Here is a 20695-nt window from a genome sequence, read left to right on the forward strand (position 1 = left end):
TTATAATGCCTCCAGTTTATTTAAAAATGTTTGATAAGTTTCAATAATTGAACCAGTGTCTTCACGATATACGTCTTTGTCAAAGTTAGTATCACTATTTTTATCCCAAATACGACATGTATCAGGTGAAATTTCATCTGCAAGGATCACACGTCCGTCTTGCGTTCTACCAAATTCGATTTTAAAGTCTACTAATCTCAATCCCATTTCATCCATTAATTGTACTAATTTAGCATTGATGGCTTTAGCAGATTGCTTTAAAACTTCTACTTCAGATTCACTTGCAAGATTTAATAAACCAATGTGATCTTCAGTAATAAGCGGATCATTTAAATCATCATTCTTATAGAAGAATTCAACTAAAGGTGTCTCAAATAGATGACCTTTATCAAAGCCTAAACGCTTTGTAATTGATCCAGCTGCAATATTTCTTACCACCACTTCTAACGGAATTATTTCTACAGCTTCAACAAGTTGTTCTGTTTCAGAAATTTGTTCAATAAAATGACTACCAATTCCTTCTTTTTTAATATAGTCAAATATTCTTGAAGTGATTTGGTTGTTCAGACGACCTTTACCTTCGATATGATCTTTTTTGGCACCGTTACCTGCAGTAACTTCATCTTTATACTCAACTCTTAATACATTTTCTGTATCAGTTGAATAGATACGTTTCGCTTTTCCTTCATATAACAAGGACATTAGTGATGTCTCCCTTCAAATTTGTGTAGCAAGTCTACTTCTTGTTGTTCAATATCATCTGTTAGTACGGTTAAATGACCCATCTTTCTATCTGGTTTACGTACGTTCTTACCATATATGTGGACATGCCATTCTGGGTGTTCTGAAAATTGATCCTCTAAAATATCTAAATCTCTGCCTAATAAATTCATCATAATAGCTGGCTTTAAAAGTTCGATAGACTCAGGTAATTTTTGACCAGTAATTGCCAATATATGACTATCAAATTGCGAATAATCACAAGCTTCTATTGAATAATGACCTGAGTTATGTGGTCTTGGCGCAATTTCATTAACATAGAGTTTATTGTCTGTATCGATAAAGAACTCTACTGTGAATGTACCAACAAAATGAATCTTTTCGATTATCTTGTTAACTTCATTACGCGCTTCCTGTTCTTTGTCTACACGTGCAGGAACAATTGTTTTAAATAATATTTGATTTTGATGTTCATTTTCTTGTAATGGGAAATAAGTAATTTGATTGTCATTTCCGATTGTTACTGTTAAAGAAACTTCTTTATACAAATCTAAATACTTCTCTGCAACACATTCTTGATTCGAAATGAGTTCTTGTGCTTCTTCTAAATCCATTTCATCTCTGACTAAAATTTGACCTTTACCGTCATAGCCACCAAATCGTGTCTTAACGATAAACGGATAACCAATTTCTGCTACAGCCTGAGTTATGTCATTTTTTTCCGTTAATTGTACAAACGGCGCAATTTGAGTATTTGCTTTTTGTAATGTTTCTTTTTCGGTTAATCTATCCTGTAACAATTGGATTGCTTCATAACCTTGAGGAACGTTATATTTTGAGACTAGTGTTTGTAGTTGGTTAGCTGAAATATTTTCAAATTCATAAGTGATGACATCTGATGCTTCTCCTAATGACTCCAAAGCTGCTAAATCATCATAGTTTGCATTGATAAATTGATGTGCAACATGTTGACATGGACAATCAGCATCTGGGTCTAAGACAATAACTTTATAACCCATTTTTTGTGCGGATTGTGCCATCATCTTACCTAATTGACCTCCGCCTATGATGCCAATTGTTGAGCCGAATTTTAACTTATTGAAGATCATGCTGCATTTCACTCACTTTCTCGACTAACGATTTTTCATAATTTTCCAAATTCTTTTGGATTGTTTCATTACCGATACTTAACATTCTGGCTGCAAGTATTCCGGCATTTTTCGCACCAGCTTTACCAATTGCTGTTGTAGCGACTGGGATACCACCTGGCATTTGCACGATTGAGAGTAAAGAATCCAGTCCTTTTAAACTCTTCGATTCGATAGGCACACCAATGACTGGCAATGTTGTCATAGAGGCTACCATTCCTGGTAAATGCGCTGCGCCTCCAGCACCTGCAATAATGACATCATAACCATTCGCTCTCGCTTCATTTGAAAATTCAAACATTAATTGAGGCGTACGATGTGCGGAAACTACTTTTTTATCGTACGGTATTCCAAATTGGTCTAACATTTGGCAACTCTCTTTCATTGTTTCCCAATCAGAAGAACTACCCATAATGACTACCACTTTCAAGTTGAACACCCTTTCAGATATTTGAAATAATACTGCTAATAGTTGTATATTACAGATATAGCATAACAACTAAACTATGCTTTTTCAATCAAAAATCGAACTTTATTTTAAAAAAATAACTCAATCTACGTCTTTTGGTTGAAATTTATGCTGTGTTTTATGTTAAAGTTAAGTTAAGGAAGTAAAGTGAAGTTTAAACATTCGAGGAGGACATATTTACATGGTCGCAAAAATATTAGATGGAAAACAAATTGCAAAAGATTATAGACAAGGTCTAAAAGATCAAGTCGAAACATTACAAGCGAAAGGTTTCACTCCAAAGTTATCAGTAATTCTTGTTGGTAATGATGGCGCGAGTCAAAGTTATGTTAATTCTAAAAAGAAAGCCGCAGAAAAAATTGGTATGATTTCAGAAATCGTCCATTTAGATGAAACTGCTACTGAAGCGGAAGTTCTTGGAGAACTTAAACGCTTAAACGAAGATGAAACAGTAAGTGGTATATTAGTACAAGTACCACTCCCTAAACAAGTGAGTGAACAAAAGGTTTTAGAAGCAATCAACCCAGCAAAAGACGTTGATGGATTCCATCCTGAAAATATTGGTAAACTTTATATCGATGAGCAAACTTTTGTACCTTGTACACCTTTAGGTATTATGGAAATATTAAATCATGCAGATATCGATATTGAAGGTAAAGAAGCAGTAATTATTGGACGTAGCCATATTGTTGGACAACCAGTATCAAAATTATTGCTACAAAAAAATGCGACTGTTACGATTCTTCATTCAAGAACAAAAGACATGCATAAACATTTAAAAGATGCAGATATTATTGTAAGTGCCGTTGGTAGACCTGGTCTCGTTACAAAGGATGATGTTAAAGAAGGTGCTGTTGTTATTGACGTCGGAAATACACCTGATAAAAATGGTAAATTAAAAGGCGACGTCGAATATGATGAAGTGAAAGAAATTGCCGGTGCAATCACACCAGTTCCAGGTGGCGTTGGTCCAATGACAATCACAATGGTATTAAATAATACATTAATTGCAGAAAAATTACGTAGAGGTATTGAGTAAGATAATAGTCTGGATGTTAAGATATTTATCCAGTTAAAAAGGCAATTTCTATCGAATGTGATAGAAATTGCCTTTTCCTTTTATTAATAGCTACACAGGTGTTTGGCTTTTCGAACATCATAACCTATTCGTACTAAACAAATAATGATGTTTTCACTATAAAAATGCCACCCCAAGAGATTAATTTAATCTTAGGGGTGGCATTTTTCTGAGGTTTAACTCCCAGTCACTTCTATATATCATTTTTAAAGGGGTAACTTGGTTTTAACGTTATATAAATTATACACCAACACTTAATTTTGGAATAAATGATTCAAAATGTATACGCTCTGTTGCTACTCCAATTTCTTTTAATATACTGATGATGGATTTCAAGAACTCTGTTCCACCACAAACATAAATTTCTGTATCATCTGTTAAATACTGTTTTAAATATTCAGCATCGATATAACCATTTTGGTTTTTGTCGTGAATGATATAACTAGCATTATCTTCATTATTTGCAATTTCAGATAGCTTTTCTTGGAATGGAATTTGGTCAATATCATTCGTGTTTTGAATGAATTGTGCTGTTCCTTGACTAGATACAACGTGTCTAAACATTGGAACTAATGGTGTTACACCGATTCCTGAACCGATAAACAATTGTGGTTTAGACACATGATTTAATGTAAAGTCACCAACTGGTGCAGATAAATTAATCATATCACCAACTTTGAACTCATCGTGTAAAATTGTTGAAACTTCTCCTTCATTATTCTCTGTAACATCTCTTTTAACAGCAAAACTTAATTGATCAACATTACCTTCTACAATAGAATAATGACGTTTTGCACGATATGGTAATTTCTCACTTTCAACATCAACCGTAATATATTGTCCTGGCTCAAATTGACTTAAATCTATTTCAGTTGATTTAATCGTAAATAACTTAATATTGTCAGTAACTTGCTCTATATCAATGAGTTCGAATGGTTTGAAACCACTCCATGCCATTTGTTCATATATTTCTTTTTCAACTGAGATAAACACATTTGCAATTTCACCATAAGCTTTTGTCCAAGTTTGAACGATTGGATTATCATTTTCCAAACTTAGCACATGTTCAATTGCAGCAATTAAATTTTCACCAACTATATCATAACCTGCTGGCGGTACTTGTAGCGCACAATGCTTATATGCAATCTCTTTTACTACTGGTAAAATACGCGTTAAATCTTCAATGTTTAATGCAGCAGCTAATACACTTTGAGCTAATGCTGTGGATTGAAGGCCTCTCTTTTGATTCGTTTGGTTAAACATATTTTTTAATTCTGGATGTTGATTAAACATTCTTTTGTAGAAAAATGACGTGATTTCTGTACCTTTTTCTTGTAATACTGGCACCGTTTCTTTAATAATTGCTTTTTCGTTCTCTGTTAACATGCTTGACACTCCCCTAGCCATTTATTCTTTATTTCACAAATTAGTTTAATACAATTAATTTACATTTGAAAGGTTTACGTGATAAAATTCACAAAAAGTTCAATTTACTAAATTTTAACTGAAATTTTCATTTAAATTTAAAGTCGTACGGTATATTAAGACTATAGTATGATGATTTTAAACGTAGATTACAGTATAGTTAAGTTAAATAAATCAATGGCTTTCATTCGGAGGTTAGCGTTATGAACAAATTATTACAGTCTTTATCAGCATTAGGTGTTTCCGCAACGCTTGTTACACCTAACCTAAGCGCAGAAGCTACTGATAACTCTATTCCAGAATTAAAAGGTACAAAAGATACAATTATACATAAGGGAGAAGCATATCAACCATTAAAAGGTGTCCGTGCGTTTGACAAAGAAGATGGCGACCTGACACATAAAATAACTGTAGATGGTGATATTGATACTTCAAAGCCAGGAAAATATAAAGTCGTTTATAAAGTTGAAGATTCAGATGGTGCAATTGGAAAATCAACACATTATATAGAAGTAAAATAATCAACTAAATTACGTTAAATTGCTTCCAATATACCTATATAAACAACTAAAATTATCCATTCTATTAAAATATGGCACTTTTCACAAAATGTACACATAATTTTAACAAATCTTTAAAAGCCCGTCAGACCTTGAGTCTGTTGGGCTTGTTTTAATTTTACAATAATTTTTTCCTCAGAAAGACTTGTAAATATTGCGTAATATCTTAAAATTGATGGTAAGCCCTACAATTGTAGTATTAGGAGGTCAAAAAAGTGTCAAAATTTAAGTCTTTGCTTCTACTCTTTGGCTCACTAATTTTACTTAGTGGCTGTTCCAATGTAGAAGTTTTAAACCCAAAAGGGCCGATGGCAAGTGACTCGAAGTTCTTGATTATCTATTCAATCATCTTCATGCTTGTTATTATTGCCGCGGTGCTTATCATGTTCGCTGTATTCTTATTCAAATACAGAATAGGAAATACATCAGAATCTGGTAAAATGCACCACAACTCTTTACTTGAAACAATTTGGTTTATTGTTCCTGTGATTATCGTAATTGCTTTAGCCATTCCAACGGTTAAATCACTTTACGAGTACGAAAAACCACCGGCTAAAGAAGATGACCCACTTGTTGTTTACGCTACGAGTGCTGGTTATAAATGGTTCTTTAGTTACCCTGAAGAAAAAATCGAAACAGTTAATCACTTAACTATTCCGAAAGATCGCCCGGTTATCTTTAAACTCCAATCTATGGATATGATGACTAGTTTCTGGATTCCACAATTAGGTGGTCAGAAATACGCGATGACTGGTATGACGATGGACTGGACGTTAACTGCTGATAAAGAAGGTACGTTCAGAGGTCGTAACTCAAACTTCAATGGTGAAGGTTTCGCTCGTCAAACATTTGACGTTCACTCAGTAAGTCAAAGTAAATTCAAGGATTGGGTTAAAGATGCTCAAAGTCAAAAAGTATTAGATCAAGATACATTTGACAAGCAACTTTTACCTACTACTGAAAACAAAAACTTAACTTTCAGTGGTACGCACATGGCGTTTGTTGACCCTGCTGCAGATCCTGAGTATATCTTCTATGCTTATGATCGCTATAATTACGTACAAAAAGATCCAAACTTCAACTCTGAAAAGCAAATTACAGAGGATATATTAGATAAACCGGATCAACCTGCACGTAAACCGCAGATTACAAACGCTAACTACGAACGTCATGGTATGAAAGCCATGATCTTAGGCAACAAAGAGCCATATGATGGTAAATTCAAGAAAGATGAATCACATAATATGGACGAAATGGAAAAAATCTCAAAAGGTGCTAAAGATAAAGAAGCATCTAAAATTGAGAACAAAGATCAAGAGCATGGAGGTGGACATTAATGAATTTTCCATGGGATCAATTGATCGTTCATGGTAACTGGATGATTACAATGGCACAAATTGGTGCGCCATTCTTAGTTATCGGTGTGATCGCAGTAATTACTTACTTCAAGTTATGGAAATATCTTTACAAAGAATGGTTCACATCTGTCGACCATAAGAAGATTGGTGCAATGTACCTAATCTGTGCAGTATTAATGTTCGTTCGTGGTGGTATTGACGCATTACTTATTCGTGCTCAATTAACAATTCCAGATAATAAATTCTTAGAATCAAACCACTATAACGAAATCTTTAGTACGCACGGCGTTATCATGATTATCTTTATGGCAATGCCTTTCGTATTTGGTTTATGGAACGTAGTTGTACCATTACAAATTGGTGCACGCGACGTTGCATTCCCTGTATTGAACAGTATTAGTTTCTGGTTATTCTTCGCAGGTATGATTTTATTCAACCTTTCATTTATCGTAGGTGGATCACCTGCTGCTGGTTGGACAAACTATGCTCCACTTGCCGGAGAATTTAGTCCAGGACCTGGGGTTAACTATTACCTAATAGCAATCCAGATTTCTGGTATCGGAACATTAATGACAGGTATTAACTTCTTCGTAACAATACTTAGATGTAAATCACCTACAATGAAATTTATGGAAATGCCAATGTTCACTGTAACAACTTTCATCACTGCATTGATTGTTATCTTGGCATTCCCTGTGTTAACAGTTGCTTTAGCATTATTCACTACAGACAGAATTTTTGGAACAGCATTCTTCACCGTTGCTGACGGTGGTATGCCAATGTTATGGGCTAACTTCTTCTGGGTATGGGGGCACCCTGAAGTATATATCGTTATCCTACCGGCATTTGGTATATATTCTGAAATCATTCCTACATTTGCTCGTAAACGTTTATTCGGACACCAAAGCATGGTGTGGGCAACTGCAGGTATTGCATTCTTAAGTTTCTTAGTTTGGGTTCACCATTTCTTCACAATGGGTAATGGTGCTTTGATTAACTCATTCTTCTCAATTACAACAATGTTAATTGGTATACCAACCGGTGTTAAACTATTTAACTGGTTGTTCACTTTATACCAAGGTCGTATTAGTTTTGAATCGCCAATGTTATTCTCATTAGCCTTCATCCCTAACTTCTTATTAGGTGGGGTTACTGGTGTAATGTTAGCGATGGCTGCAGCAGACTATCAATACCATAATACTTATTTCTTAGTGGCACACTTCCACTACACATTAGTTACTGGTGTTGTATTTGCCTGTCTTGGTGCTTTAATCTTCTGGTATCCTAAGATGACTGGTTATAAATTAAATGAGACATTAAACAAATGGTGTTTCTGGTTATTCATGATCGGATTTAACGTTTGTTTCTTACCACAATTCGTACTTGGATTAGATGGTATGCCTCGTCGTTTATACACTTATATGCCAGAAGATGGTTGGTGGTTATTAAACGTAATCTCAACTATCGGTGCCCTATTAATGGCATTAGGCTTCATGTTCTTAGTAGCAAGTATCGTATACAGTTTCTTCAAAGCACCACGTGAAGCAACTGGTGATAACTGGGATGGTTTAGGTCGTACTTTAGAGTGGTCTACTGCATCAGCAATTCCACCTAAATACAACTTCGCAATCACTCCAGATTGGAATGACTATGATACATTTGTTGATATGAAAGAACACGGTCGTCATTATTTAGACAACCATAATTACAAAGATATTCATATGCCTAACAACACTGCTGTTGGTTTATGGATGGGTATCTTTATGACGATTGGTGGTTTCTTCTTAATATTTGAAACTATCATTCCAGCAATTCTTTGCTTAATTGGTATCTTCGGAACAATGATTTACCGCAGTTTCCAAGTCGACCACGGTTACCATATCCATGCAGAAGAAGTTGCTGAAACTGAAAAACGTTTACGTGAAGCACGTATAAAAGAAAGGGAGGCTGTAAGTCATGAGTCATGATGCTAACACAATAGATTCTCGTTCGCATGAAGGTAATTTGAATAAACTTGGCTTTTGGATTTTCCTTACAGCAGAATTCTCATTATTTGGTACGTTATTTGCAGCTTTACTGACATTACAACATGGTGGCGACTATGCTGGTAAAATGACTACTGAGTTATTTGAATTACCACTTGTATTAATAATGACATTCTCGTTATTAATTAGTTCTTATACTTGTGGTATTGCAATTTACTACATGAGACAAGAAAAGCAAAAACTAATGATGATTTGGATGATTATCACTGTATTGCTTGGTGTAGTGTTCGTTGGTTTTGAAATCTATGAATTTGCTCACTATGCACATGAAGGTGTTAATCCAACTATTGGTTCTTATTGGTCTAGTTTCTTTATTCTATTAGGAACACATGGTGCCCACGTTTCATTAGGTATTGTTTGGATTACATGTTTATTAATCCAAATTGCAATGCGAGGGTTAAATAAAGATAATGCTCCTAAATTATTTATAGTAAGTTTATACTGGCACTTTTTAGATGTTGTGTGGATTTTCATCTTCACTGCCGTATATATGATAGGGATGGTGTATAGCGGATGAATACAATAGTAAAACACACTGTAGGCTTTATCGCTTCTATCGTTCTAACTATCTTAGCAATATTCGTAACATTGTATACTTCAATGTCATTGAACGCTAAGATTACAATAATTTTCGGATTTGCTTTCATTCAAGCAGCTGTTCAATTATTAATGTTCATGCACTTAACTGAAGGTAAAGACGGTAACGTCCAAGGATTCAAAGTAGTATTTGCGATTATCATTACTTTAATCACTGTTATTGGTACGTACTGGGTTATGCAAGGTGGACACTCAAGTCACTTATAATCCAAAGTAAAAGACTTCTCTTCGGAGAAGTCTTTTTTTATTGTTATGATTTAAAGTGCTTCACAACATTTATTCTTTATTTCATTGTAAAATAATATTATAAGCAAAGTATTTTATTCTTATTATAGGAGGCTATTTATAATGTCTAATAAATTACCAATTATTATTGATACTGATCCAGGTATAGATGATGCTGCTGCCATTAGCATTGCGCTGAACCATCCTGAATTAGATGTAAAAATGATTACCACAGTTAATGGAAATGTAGGAATTGATAAAACTACTGCAAATGCTTTGAAACTCAAACAATTTTTCAATAGCGATGTACCGGTTTATCAAGGCGCTGCACATCCATTGTTAACAGATATCGTTGATGCAAGTGTTGTCCATGGTGAGTCTGGCATGAATGGTTATGACTTCCCTGCTATTGATCAATCGGCCATAAGTGATGTTCATGCTGTAGAAGCAATGAAAACATTACTGTTACAAAGTGACACCCCTATCACACTTGTACCTATTGGACCACTTACGAATATTGCACTACTACTCTCTACATATCCAGAAGTAAAACAACATATCCGTCAAATCGTGCTCATGGGCGGCAGTGCTGGTCGAGGAAATATTACACCATTAGCAGAATTTAATATATTCTGTGACCCTGAGGCTGCACAAATTGTCTTTAATTCAAACCTACCCATTACTATGGTTGGTCTAGATGTTGCTAGAAGTTCTACACTCAGTCATGCTACTGTTAATCAATTAAATCAGTTAAATCAAACTGGCAAAATGTTACATCAATTATTCAGACATTATCGTGGCGATGATTTTGAGAAAGGTACAAACGTTTATGATGCTTATACCATTCTCTATTTATTACATCCTGACAAATTTGAAACAGCTCAAGCAAATGTACAAATAGAAGTATCAGGCCAATTAACTAAAGGTGCAACTGTGACTGATTTTAAATCACCACAGCCAAATTGTACTGTTGTATTATCAATTGATCCTGAAATTTTCAAAAATTTATTTATAGATTCCCTCCAACATTGCATCTAATATACTAATCATATACAAAAAGGTTAAGACAATTTTATCTCATTGTCTTAACCTTTTGTTTTGTTTCATCATAAATACTTACATAAAGTTATTGATTGCCCACTTGATAAGGAACACCCACCTCATTATAAGTACCGATCTGATTCAAAATATTTTTGTATATATATTCTAATAAATTTTCATTTTTAAAATCAAATGTCTCATAGTTAGAACCTAATACAATGATATAACGATTATTAAAATATACTGTGAACGTCTGTCCAAAAAACTTACCATTTATCCTATTCTTATCAGCAAAAGTATAAAAACCATATCTATATGGAATTGGATACGACTTTGTGTAGCTTTCATGAATTAATGGCCCTGTCACTTGGCTATTGAAAAATTGATTGTTTTGTAAACCATAGACTAATTTACACATATCTAGTGGCGTCATATAAAGATTACCAGCACCATAATAATGATTTAAATATTTCGTACGTTGTGCATGTGGTTGCTCACTACCTTCATTCAATTTATAACCCGTTGCCATTTTAAACTTGAAATTTGGATTATTATAGAATGCAGTATGTTGTAAATGTAATGGTTTTAACAAACGTTGATCAAAATTCTCCTCGAAAGATTTACCAGTGATCGCTTCGATAATTTGTGCAAGCACTAAATAATTCGCATCATTATAACGATACTTATTATAATAAGCCTCATCTATGCCTTGTTTGTGGATTGCAGTGACAGCATCATCTAACTTTTTGTATTTTAAGTTAGGTTTATATTTTGCTAAACCACTCTTATGAAAAATTAACTGTTTGACGGTAATTGGTTTATCTGTTTTAAACCATGGTATATACGTTTCGATAGATTGATTTATATCAACTTTATGTTCTTCTTCAAGTTGCTTAATCATTATACCAGTTGTTAGTTTTTGTACAGAGCCAGTTAAATACATTGTGTCGGGCTTATTCGTCCGATTTTTTGTAAAGTTTTGCAAACCGTAACCTTTGTTTAACTTCAATTGGCCATTTTCATATATTGCTGCCGTTCCGTTATATTCATTTTCACTCAAATAATGATCAATATCCTTAATTTGCGGAGAATTACTCATAACTGTCGGAAGCTTTAAGGTTATATGTGATTCATTATTTTTTCTATCTAAATTCTGTTGCTGATTATTCGTGATGCGTGTTTCATTTTTGTTGTGAAATACCTGTATGCTTGTGTAATAAGCCATTAGGAAAATGCCATTGATCAAAAAAACTGCAATAATTGTACGTATAATTGTTCTTGTTGTCATTCATGTTGCCTCTATACGTCTTATTTTATTGAATCAATATATTGATTCACAAATTCAGTTGATATTTTATCGATATCTTCTACATTTAAAGAGAAATAAATTTTCATTTTTGGTTCTGTACCTGATGGTCTTAATGCAATGAATCCTTCATCAAAAACAAATCTGATTAAATTAGCTTTAGGAAGTGTTAATGATTCTGTTGTTCCCTTTACTTTATCTGTTAAATATCCTGATTCATAATCTTCAACCTTTTTAACTTCTAAACCACATAAAGTTGAAAGTTCATTACTTCTAAAGTAATTCATAATACGATTAATTTTTTCGACACCTTCTCTCCCTTCAAAAGATGGCGCCAGTGTTCTATCCTTAAATGCACCAATATTTTTATAAATATCTTCCATCTCATCTTTGAATGTCAAACCATTATTAGCAAGCAAATTCTTATACTTAATTAATAGAGGTACAATCTGAATTGCATCTTTATCTCTTGAAATCGTTTGTGCTAAGTAACCATGACTTTCTTCAAATGCTAGTAATAGTTGTTGTTCATTTTTATTTTCCTTCTCTTCTAAAAGATGAGATATAAATTTAAAGCCAGTTAAGACATTATTTACTTCAACATCTAATGCAAGCGCTAATCTCTCTGCTAATTCACTTGTAACTATTGATTTAATAATAAATTGAGACTTGTTTGCATCAGCTAAATCTTGAAATCTTAATTTCATTAATAACAAGCCAATTTCATTACCATTGAAATAACGATAATTATGATTATCATATCGTTCAATAAATCCAAGGCGATCAGCATCTGGATCTGTTGCAATAATCATTTGTGCATCAGTTTCATTTGCCAATGCTAAACCACGCTCAAACGCTGCTTCATCTTCAGGATTCGCAATTGCAACAGTTGGAAAATTACCATCCGGTAACGATTGTTCTGTCTCTATAACATAATTATTGTATTCAAGTTCTGATAATATCTCGGATACAACTGGTAAACTTGTACCATGTAGACTGGTTAAAACAACTTTAGAATCTTTAATATCGATTGAACCAACAAGTTGCTTTACATTTTCTTTATAGGCATTGGTCAAATCTTCATTAATATATAAAATTTTCTCTTGCTCGACTTGTTGTTCGAAGTCACCTTTTTCAATTTCTAAAGGAGATTGTATACGATTTATGTATGAGCTGAGTTCTTCTGATTGTTCCGGTAACAACTGGCCACCTTTTGCGTCATATATTTTAATACCATTATAATTTTTAGGATTATGGCTCGCTGTAATCATTACGCCTGCATCAGCCTTTAAATGTCTAACTGCAAATGATAATTCAGGCGTTGACTTATAATCTTTTGCTAATATTGGCGTTACACCATTCTGAGCTAAGACACTGGCCATTTCTTGTGAAAATGCCTTAGATAATAATCTAGTATCAAAGTGAATGACTACATTCGCACCTGTTACCTGCTCATTTAAGTACTGTGCAAGTCCCAAAGCAACTTTACGCACTGTAAATGCATTAAGTCTAGCAGGACCTAATCCAAATGTACTTCTTATGCCAGCAGTACCAAACGTTAAGTCACCTTCAAATGCTGCAGCTCTTTCTGTTTCAGTTTGTTCATTATAAAATGGTTTAACTAAACTCTCATCTAATTTATCTAACCATAGTTGTTTCATTCTCTGAGTTCCTCCTTATATCAATCACACAAGGTTAATAATAATTTTCATATTTTAATATTAATATATTTATCATTATATCGTATGTCTTTAAAGAAATCATTTTTCAGACGTGCCATCAATTATTTAACAATAAATCTTAGTTGTGCAAAATTATTGTTTACCCCTATTTTTTAACTTAAACAAAATTCCTTAAATTTACGACTATATTCTTAGTTGAATTTTTTTAATGTTAGTTATAAAATTATAAGTTATAGTACATTTTCTTCTTTACAATAATTTAACAAAGTTAAAAAGAACTATAACTTTCAGAAAAATATAGTAATATGTACAAATCATATGCATGGGGAGCTTCAAACATGAATAAATTTTTTAAATATTTTTTAATATTTCTATCTTTAATTCTTGTAGTTGTTCCAGTAATATTTGCTGTTATTTTATTAAAATCATCCCAAGGTGCTTTTGAAAATTCATTTAACAATGGAGATTCTTCGCGACAATCCAATATTCGTAGCGAAAAGGTGAATCCTTCAAAAGACCCGGTTTCTATTTTATTTTTAGGTATCGATGAAAATAGTGGGCGTGAGAAAAATGGGCAAACTACTGAACATTCAAGAACAGACGCAATGATTTTATCCACTTTTAATGCAGATAAAAACCAAATCAGAATGCTAAGCATTCCTCGAGACACAATTAGTTATATTCCAAAAGTCGGATTCTACGATAAAATTACACATGCGCACGCATACGGTGGCCCTACTGCTTCAATGGACTCAGTAGAAGCAACACTAAACGTTCCAGTTGATTATTACGTTAGAATTAATATGGAAGCATTCGTAGATGCAGTCAATGAACTTGGTGGTATTTACTATAAAGTACCATACGATATAAATGAACCAAACACGAATGATACAGGAAAGATTAAAGTCAAGAAAGGCTACCAAAAATTAAATGGTGATCAAGCGCTAGCTGTAGCTAGAACAAGACACCATGACTCTGATTTAAAACGTGGTCAAAGACAAATGGACTTATTGAAGATATTATTCGCAAAAGCTCAAAAATTAGATTCATTTGATAAATTAGACGATGTCATTCAAATCGTCGGAGATAATTCGAAGCACAATTTTAGTTCCAAAGAAGTAAAGGCATTAGCAACTAAATATTTACAAAATGATATCGATATTAAAAGTAAGCAACTTAAAGGTGAAGATGATTATTTAGATGGTATTTATTATTATAATCCTAGCCTTAAAAGTATTATGAGTACATCCAACTTATTAAGAAAAGACTTAGGTTTACCAAAAATTAAAGATAAAGATGACTTTTTAAATAAACGTGTGAAAGATTTTTATGGTACACTCGTACCACAGACAGAAATTGATAAGAGCTTATTGCGTAAAAATCAAAACGATAGCTCAGATGATAGTGACAATCAACAAGATTCAACATCTACCGAACAAAATAATTCTACTGAGTCGCCTGATTCAACACAAGACAATACCAGCCAACAATATGACTCAAGTCAAGATCAATCAAATTCTCAACAAAGTGACGTTGATCAACAACAAGACGCTAACCAACAACAGCAAAACGATGTAAATCAACAGCAGGCACCATCCGCAGAACCTTCACAACAAGCGCCTACCGGAGACGTGCCTACTAACCAATATTAATCTGTAGAAAGGAGCTCAAATGATGTCGCGAAAAACATATGAAAAACTTGCACACGTTAATGGGATGTTCAATGTTTTAGAACAACAATTGATTCACAGTAAAGATATGGCATTATTTAGAAATGAATTTTTCTATGTAAACCATGAACATCGTGAAAATTATGAAGCATTGCGTATTTACTATAAAGATAGTGATGAAAATCCAGTTGTTGACGGTGCATGTTACATTGTTGCCCTTCCAGAAATATTTGATAAAGTAGATGTGTTTGAATCTGAATTGCCATTTACATGGGTTTATGATCAAAACGGTATTACAGAAACAATGAAACAAATCAGTATACCTATCCAATATTTAATTGCAGCTGCTTTAGAAGTAACAGATGTCCATCTTTTCAAACCATCAGGTTATACAATGGGAATGAATAATTGGAATATTGCACAAATGCGTATTTTTTGGCAATATACTGCAATCGTTAGAAAAAATGCACAGTAAGCTACTACCCTATCGTATAAACGGTAGGGTTTTTTTAATAATCACAAGTCAGGAGATAAAAATATGTTTGAAATTGTAAGAAACGAGAAAATGATGAATGATGCGTTAGACATTAGAAAAGAAGTTTTTGTAGAAGAACAAGGCGTACCTATTGATAATGAAATAGATGAATTTGAAACCATCGCCACACATATTATTGGATACGACCAACACGGAACCCCTTTTGCGACAGCTCGCTTTAGAAATGTAGATAATGTGGCGAAGATAGAACGTGTAGCTATTCTAAAGCAGTACCGTAAACACGGGTATGGCAAACAACTCATGCAAGCCATAGAACATGCCACTGTTGATGAAGGTTACGATACAGTTAAACTTAATGCACAATGTCACGCTCAAGCATTTTATGAATCAATAGGTTATCTTTCATATGGTTCAGTATTTTTGGAAGAAGGTATTGAACATATCGCCATGAAAAAATCTATAAAATAAACTTAATCTAAGAATTACATTTAAACTTCATTTATCATTTGTAATATTTAATATAGTGTAATTTTATAACAATATATTATTAAAGCGTTATAACGCTTTAATTAATATTTTCTTAATTATCCGACATTGAATAAGATTAATTTTATATTACAAAATGATGAAATTAAACAACTCATACTTTAGACGTATTATAATGACACTAAATAATTTTGTTAAAGGGGCAGTTTAATGATTAATAAAAAGTTTACTTATAAAGTACCATCAATTGTAGCACTTACGTTTGCAGGTACTGCTTTGACAACTCATCATGCTCATGCAGCAGAAAATACACAAGATCAAACAAAAAATAAAAATGTGTTAAACGATGAGCAAACTCAACAACAAGGTAAGCAAATTCAAGCAGAAATTAGTAAACCAACAACTAATATTTCTGGAACACAGGCCTACCAAGACCCTACGCAAGTTAAGTCACAAGATGCTGATCAAGTATCTAATTATGATGCACTTCTAGATGATTTAAACAGCGACTCAACAGAAGAAGCAAATACATACACAAATGAAACAGCTTCAAATTCAGAAACTGATGCTGTTACAACTCAACAATCAGATGCGACAGCTGATCAACAAAATTCTGAAGCTAACGACGAGAGCTCAACTCAAGAAGATATGTCTTCTAAAGATGAAACAACAACTGATCAACAAAATTCTAAAGTTAACGATGAAAGCTCAACTCAAGAAGATATGTCTTCTAAAGATGTAACAACAGCTGATCATACAACCACTCAAGAGAATTCATCTGCTGAATCTCAAGATATGAAGTCTCAAGACTCAAATGCAACTGAAGATGCGACAACTAACAGCAATACTTCAGAAAGCTCAGTTAATGAACAACAAAGTGCAACTTCAGAACAACAAAGTACTGAAGATACAACTAAACAGTCAGCACAACTTGATACAAATAACACTAATGTTGAAGCAACACAACAAGACGAAGCTCCAACTACATCAAACAGTAATGTTGCAACACAAGAGAATGATGCTAATTCTGATCAAGCTTCTACTTCAACAAATGAAGTGAAATCAGATGATAATGAAGAGGATACATCAGCAAAGAAACAAGATGAAAATACTACTGATGAGCAAATTTCTAGTGATTCAACAGTAAGCGCGAAGCAAGTTAATGACAGTGCTGATTCAACAGTTTCAACTCAAGACACTAATGATAACAACAGTGCATTAGAAACTAATCATGAAGATGGCGCTGTTGCAGTAGCTACTAAATCAGATTCAACAGACAATGCTTTAGAGTCAAATGAGCAAACTACAACTACTGAACCAGTTGCAAGAAAGGTAGCAGTAACATCAAACAACGACACAGATGAAGACACTACATCTGATGTAACACCTATGTTAAGAACTGCTAATTACACTGCGAATACTTCACAAGCTACAACTACACGTGCTGCAGTTAAAAAAGAAGCAACTACTAAGTCAACATTGCAAAGATATACACCACAAGTCAATTCATCAATCAATAATTATATCCGTAAAAATAACTTTACGGCACCAAATTATGAACAAGATATTGCTAGTTATTTACCACAATATAACTATCGCTATGGTAAACCTGAAGGAATCGTTATGCATGATACAGCAAATGATAATTCAACAATTACTGGCGAAGTTAACTATATGAAGAATAATTACAATAGTGCTTTCGTTCATGCGTATGTTGACGGTAATAGAATTATTGAAACTGCGAATACAGATTATTTAGCTTGGGGTGCAGGTGCTCCTGCTAACGAACGTTTCATTCATGTTGAATTAGTACACACACATGATTATGATTCATTTGCGCGCTCTATCAATAACTATGCTGATTATGCCGCAACTAATTTACGTTACTATGGTTTGAAACCTGATAGCGCTGAATATGATGGTGCTGGAACAGTGTGGACACACAAAGCTGTAAGTACTTATTTAGGTGGCACGGATCACAGTGACCCTCATGGTTATTTAGCAGCGCACAATTACAGTTATGATGAATTATATGATTTAATATATGAAAAGTATTTAATCCAAACTGGTCAAGCTGCGGATTGGGGTACTACATCATCAAATAATAGTGGTAGTACGAACACAGATGACACACCTAAAACAGGACAATTATCCGTTAAGACAAATAGCGGTGTAGGACGTATCAATAGTAAAAACAATGGCGTCTACACAACTGTATATGACAAAAATGGTAAAGCAACAAACCGTACAAACCAAACCTTAAAAGTTACAAAAACAGCTACTCTAGGCCAAGAAAAATACTATTTAGTATCAGATTATAATAAAGGTAATTTAATTGGTTGGGTTAAACAAAATGATGTGAATTATAACACTGCAAAATCAGTTGCTAAAATTAATAAGAGCTACAAGATAAAACCAGGCGAAGTTCTTTACAGCGTACCTTGGGGAACAAGTTCACAAAAGGTAGGCACAGTATCTGGTAAATCTGCACAAACATTTAAAGCAACGAAACAACAACAAATTGGCAAAACAAACTACCTTTATGGCACAGTTAATAAAGTATCTGGATGGGTAAGTTTAAGTAAATTAACATCAAACAGTACTACAACCCCTTCTACTGATACAAATAAATTAATTGTAACTAACCTAACAAACCAACAAGGTACAGTTAATAAAACAAATAGCGGTGTTTATACATCTGTTTATGATAAGCAAGGTGTACAAAAATCATACGTTAATGGTAAAACATTTAAACTAAGTAAAAAAGCTGCACTAGGTAGTAAACAATTTTACTTAATTACAGATAATAAGACGAATACAAATATGGGTTGGATGCTTACTAAAGATATCCAAGTTAAAGAAGCTACAAAAGCAAACAACACTGTAAATAAAACAACAAATGTAAGCAAAATTGGTCAATTAAATACGCAAAATTCTGGAATCAAGACAACAGTATTTGATGAGCAAGGTAAAGATGCTTCTAAATTCTCAGGTAAGACATACACGATTTCAAAGCAACGTACTCAAGGCGATAATACGTATGTATTAATTCAGAATACAAACCAAAAAACACCTATCGGTTGGGTTAACACTAAAGATATTAATACGCGTAATTTAACTAAGGCAGAAGCTAAAAAAGGTCAATATACAATTAAACCTACAAACAATGGTCTATATGCGATTCCTTGGGGTACAAAGGCACAACAAATTGATACTTTAAACAAAGTTGGTAACAATAAATTTAATGCATCGAAATCATTATTTGTTGATAAAGATGAATATATTTATGGAAATGTAAACAACAAGACAGGCTGGATTGCTGCTAAAGATTTAAACCAAGCAACAACTCAAAGCAACCCTACACCACTCAAATATGACTACATTATCTATAATGAAAATGGCCAATATTACTTAGACCCTACTGCTACTAAAGGTGCTGGTTCATTAAGAGACTTCTATGAAGGTATCTTTGATGTATTTGAACAACAAACAATTAATGGTATTACTTGGTATCATGGTAAGTTATCGAATGGTAAAACGGTATGGATTAAAGCAGCTGATTTACGCAAAGAACTTGTAAAATACTATGCAACTGGAATGACTTTAGATCAAGCTGTTGCGCTACAAAAAGGTCTAAATACAAAACCACAAATCCAACGCATACCAGGTAAATGGGAAGATGCAACTTCTGCTGAAATCAAATCAGCGATGGATTCAAACAAATTAGTTAAAGATGCAACTCAAAAATACCAATTCTTACGTTTAGATAAAGCTCAAAATATTAATGCAACAGATTTAAATAAACTATTAGTTGGTAAAGGTATCTTAGAAGGTCAAGGTGCTGCATTTAGTCAAGCTGCTAAAGAAAATAATATCAATGAAGTGTATTTAATTTCACATGCCTTATTAGAAACTGGTAACGGTACATCTACCCTAGCTAATGGTGGCAACGTCGTGAATAATAAAGTAGTTACAAACCAACCTACTAAATATTATAATATGTTTGGTATTGGCGCTGTTGATCACGATGCTGTTAAGCAAGGCTTTATTACTGCTAAAAATAACGGTTGGGACTCAGTTAAGAAAGCGATTGTCGGTGGTGCACAATTTATCGCAAGCTCTTATATCAATCAAGGACAAAACACATTATATAAAATGCGTTGGAACCCTGATAATCCTGGTGTACACCAATATGCAACAGACGTTGCTTGGGCCAAACATAATGCTACAAGAATTAAATCATTCTATGATTCAATGGACAAAGTAGGTAAATACTTTGATGTAAACACTTATAAATAAAGCTTCAATTTCATAAAATTTATGACAAACTAAATAAAGAGAACATGTATCCTTGTAGTAGGATACATGTTCTCTTTAATTTTTAATTTA

The 20695-nt window shown here is 33.4% G+C and carries 17 protein-coding genes; 11 read left to right on the top strand and 6 right to left on the bottom strand.

Features of this window, described 5'->3' with window-relative positions:
• Genes purC through purE form a run of 3 tightly spaced genes read right to left on the bottom strand, consistent with a single transcriptional unit; the run spans position 1 to position 2298 of the window.
• Complete coding sequence (purC, locus tag JN168_RS08850; protein WP_229367107.1) at positions 1-702, bottom strand: phosphoribosylaminoimidazolesuccinocarboxamide synthase; 702 nt, start codon at positions 700-702, stop codon at positions 1-3.
• Positions 702-1829: a 5-(carboxyamino)imidazole ribonucleotide synthase gene (gene purK, locus JN168_RS08855; protein WP_042739872.1), complete on the bottom strand. Its 1128-nt coding sequence runs from the start codon at positions 1827-1829 to the stop codon at positions 702-704. The genes purC and purK overlap by 1 nt, the downstream gene beginning before the upstream one ends.
• Positions 1816-2298, bottom strand: a complete 483-nt coding sequence (gene purE / locus JN168_RS08860; protein WP_107512257.1) for a 5-(carboxyamino)imidazole ribonucleotide mutase — start codon at positions 2296-2298, stop codon at positions 1816-1818. The genes purK and purE overlap by 14 nt, the downstream gene beginning before the upstream one ends.
• Before the next feature lie 220 nt (positions 2299-2518).
• Here purE and folD point away from each other — a divergent pair, with 220 nt between their 5' ends.
• On the top strand, positions 2519-3376 hold the full coding sequence (gene folD, locus JN168_RS08865; RefSeq protein ID WP_279525783.1) for a bifunctional methylenetetrahydrofolate dehydrogenase/methenyltetrahydrofolate cyclohydrolase FolD: 858 nt from the start codon (positions 2519-2521) through the stop codon (positions 3374-3376).
• Positions 3377-3655: 279 nt separating this feature from the next.
• Here the strand turns inward: folD and JN168_RS08870 are convergent, their stop codons facing one another.
• Positions 3656-4801 (bottom strand): globin domain-containing protein, encoded by a 1146-nt coding sequence (locus JN168_RS08870; RefSeq protein ID WP_279525784.1) that lies wholly within the window; start codon positions 4799-4801, stop codon positions 3656-3658.
• Between the two features lie 242 nt (positions 4802-5043).
• Between JN168_RS08870 and JN168_RS08875 the strand changes: the two genes are divergently transcribed.
• From JN168_RS08875 to rihC, 6 genes are all read left to right on the top strand, one after another.
• Complete coding sequence (locus JN168_RS08875) at positions 5044-5361, top strand: DUF5011 domain-containing protein (RefSeq protein WP_042739868.1); 318 nt, start codon at positions 5044-5046, stop codon at positions 5359-5361.
• Positions 5362-5615: 254 nt separating this feature from the next.
• Positions 5616-6737: a cytochrome aa3 quinol oxidase subunit II gene (qoxA, locus tag JN168_RS08880; RefSeq protein WP_042739867.1), complete on the top strand. Its 1122-nt coding sequence runs from the start codon at positions 5616-5618 to the stop codon at positions 6735-6737.
• Entirely contained in the window at positions 6737-8725 is a 1989-nt protein-coding gene (gene qoxB / locus JN168_RS08885) for a cytochrome aa3 quinol oxidase subunit I (RefSeq protein ID WP_107512261.1), read from the top strand. The genes qoxA and qoxB overlap by 1 nt, the downstream gene beginning before the upstream one ends.
• The gene (gene qoxC, locus JN168_RS08890; protein WP_042739865.1) at positions 8715-9320 is read left to right on the top strand and encodes a cytochrome aa3 quinol oxidase subunit III; all 606 of its coding nucleotides are present in this window, start codon (positions 8715-8717) and stop codon (positions 9318-9320) included. The genes qoxB and qoxC overlap by 11 nt, the downstream gene beginning before the upstream one ends.
• Entirely contained in the window at positions 9317-9607 is a 291-nt protein-coding gene (qoxD, locus tag JN168_RS08895) for a cytochrome aa3 quinol oxidase subunit IV (RefSeq protein WP_042739864.1), read from the top strand. Before qoxC ends, qoxD begins: the two co-directional genes overlap by 4 nt.
• A gap of 141 nt (positions 9608-9748) precedes the next feature.
• Positions 9749-10663: a ribonucleoside hydrolase RihC gene (gene rihC, locus JN168_RS08900; protein ID WP_042739863.1), complete on the top strand. Its 915-nt coding sequence runs from the start codon at positions 9749-9751 to the stop codon at positions 10661-10663.
• Positions 10664-10751: 88 nt separating this feature from the next.
• On the opposite strand, the gene JN168_RS08905 is transcribed toward rihC, so the two are convergent.
• Positions 10752-11954: a serine hydrolase domain-containing protein gene (locus JN168_RS08905; RefSeq protein ID WP_279525785.1), complete on the bottom strand. Its 1203-nt coding sequence runs from the start codon at positions 11952-11954 to the stop codon at positions 10752-10754.
• Positions 11955-11974: 20 nt separating this feature from the next.
• Positions 11975-13633, bottom strand: coding sequence for a phospho-sugar mutase (locus tag JN168_RS08910; RefSeq protein WP_279525786.1), 1659 nt, complete (start codon positions 13631-13633; stop codon positions 11975-11977).
• A 359-nt stretch (positions 13634-13992) separates the two neighbouring features.
• On the opposite strand from JN168_RS08910, the gene JN168_RS08915 reads away from it, so the two are divergent.
• The 4 genes from JN168_RS08915 (at position 13993) to JN168_RS08930 (ending at position 20605) form a co-directional block, all read left to right on the top strand.
• Positions 13993-15306 carry an LCP family protein gene (locus JN168_RS08915; RefSeq protein WP_042739860.1) on the top strand — a complete coding sequence of 438 codons (1314 nt, stop codon included), beginning with the start codon at positions 13993-13995 and terminating at the stop codon, positions 15304-15306.
• Positions 15307-15328: 22 nt separating this feature from the next.
• A complete protein-coding gene (locus JN168_RS08920; protein ID WP_042739859.1) occupies positions 15329-15799 on the top strand; it encodes a DUF2538 family protein in 471 nt (156 codons plus the stop codon).
• Positions 15800-15862: 63 nt separating this feature from the next.
• Positions 15863-16288 carry a GNAT family N-acetyltransferase gene (locus JN168_RS08925; RefSeq protein ID WP_042739858.1) on the top strand — a complete coding sequence of 142 codons (426 nt, stop codon included), beginning with the start codon at positions 15863-15865 and terminating at the stop codon, positions 16286-16288.
• 228 nt (positions 16289-16516) lie between these two features.
• Positions 16517-20605 (top strand): glucosaminidase domain-containing protein, encoded by a 4089-nt coding sequence (locus tag JN168_RS08930; protein WP_279525787.1) that lies wholly within the window; start codon positions 16517-16519, stop codon positions 20603-20605.
• Positions 20606-20695 lie beyond the last annotated feature (90 nt).

The sequence above is a fragment of the Staphylococcus gallinarum genome (genome assembly GCF_029774255.1).
In the GTDB taxonomy this organism is placed as follows: Bacteria; Bacillota; Bacilli; order Staphylococcales; family Staphylococcaceae; genus Staphylococcus; species Staphylococcus gallinarum.

What these genes read in the sequence shown, in the direction of transcription:
- folD (WP_279525783.1), top strand. Translation starts at nt 2,519, where the DNA reads ATGGTCGCAAAAATATTAGATGGAAAACAAATTGCAAAAGATTATAGA.
- qoxC (WP_042739865.1), top strand. Translation starts at nt 8,715, where the DNA reads ATGAGTCATGATGCTAACACAATAGATTCTCGTTCGCATGAAGGTAAT.
- JN168_RS08910 (WP_279525786.1), bottom strand. Translation starts at nt 13,633, where the DNA reads ATGAAACAACTATGGTTAGATAAATTAGATGAGAGTTTAGTTAAACCA.
- JN168_RS08905 (WP_279525785.1), bottom strand. Translation starts at nt 11,954, where the DNA reads ATGACAACAAGAACAATTATACGTACAATTATTGCAGTTTTTTTGATC.
- JN168_RS08930 (WP_279525787.1), top strand. Translation starts at nt 16,517, where the DNA reads ATGATTAATAAAAAGTTTACTTATAAAGTACCATCAATTGTAGCACTT.
- JN168_RS08925 (WP_042739858.1), top strand. Translation starts at nt 15,863, where the DNA reads ATGTTTGAAATTGTAAGAAACGAGAAAATGATGAATGATGCGTTAGAC.
- JN168_RS08875 (WP_042739868.1), top strand. Translation starts at nt 5,044, where the DNA reads ATGAACAAATTATTACAGTCTTTATCAGCATTAGGTGTTTCCGCAACG.
- rihC (WP_042739863.1), top strand. Translation starts at nt 9,749, where the DNA reads ATGTCTAATAAATTACCAATTATTATTGATACTGATCCAGGTATAGAT.
- JN168_RS08870 (WP_279525784.1), bottom strand. Translation starts at nt 4,801, where the DNA reads ATGTTAACAGAGAACGAAAAAGCAATTATTAAAGAAACGGTGCCAGTA.
- JN168_RS08920 (WP_042739859.1), top strand. Translation starts at nt 15,329, where the DNA reads ATGTCGCGAAAAACATATGAAAAACTTGCACACGTTAATGGGATGTTC.
- JN168_RS08915 (WP_042739860.1), top strand. Translation starts at nt 13,993, where the DNA reads ATGAATAAATTTTTTAAATATTTTTTAATATTTCTATCTTTAATTCTT.
- purC (WP_229367107.1), bottom strand. Translation starts at nt 702, where the DNA reads ATGTCCTTGTTATATGAAGGAAAAGCGAAACGTATCTATTCAACTGAT.
- qoxD (WP_042739864.1), top strand. Translation starts at nt 9,317, where the DNA reads ATGAATACAATAGTAAAACACACTGTAGGCTTTATCGCTTCTATCGTT.
- qoxB (WP_107512261.1), top strand. Translation starts at nt 6,737, where the DNA reads ATGAATTTTCCATGGGATCAATTGATCGTTCATGGTAACTGGATGATT.
- purK (WP_042739872.1), bottom strand. Translation starts at nt 1,829, where the DNA reads ATGATCTTCAATAAGTTAAAATTCGGCTCAACAATTGGCATCATAGGC.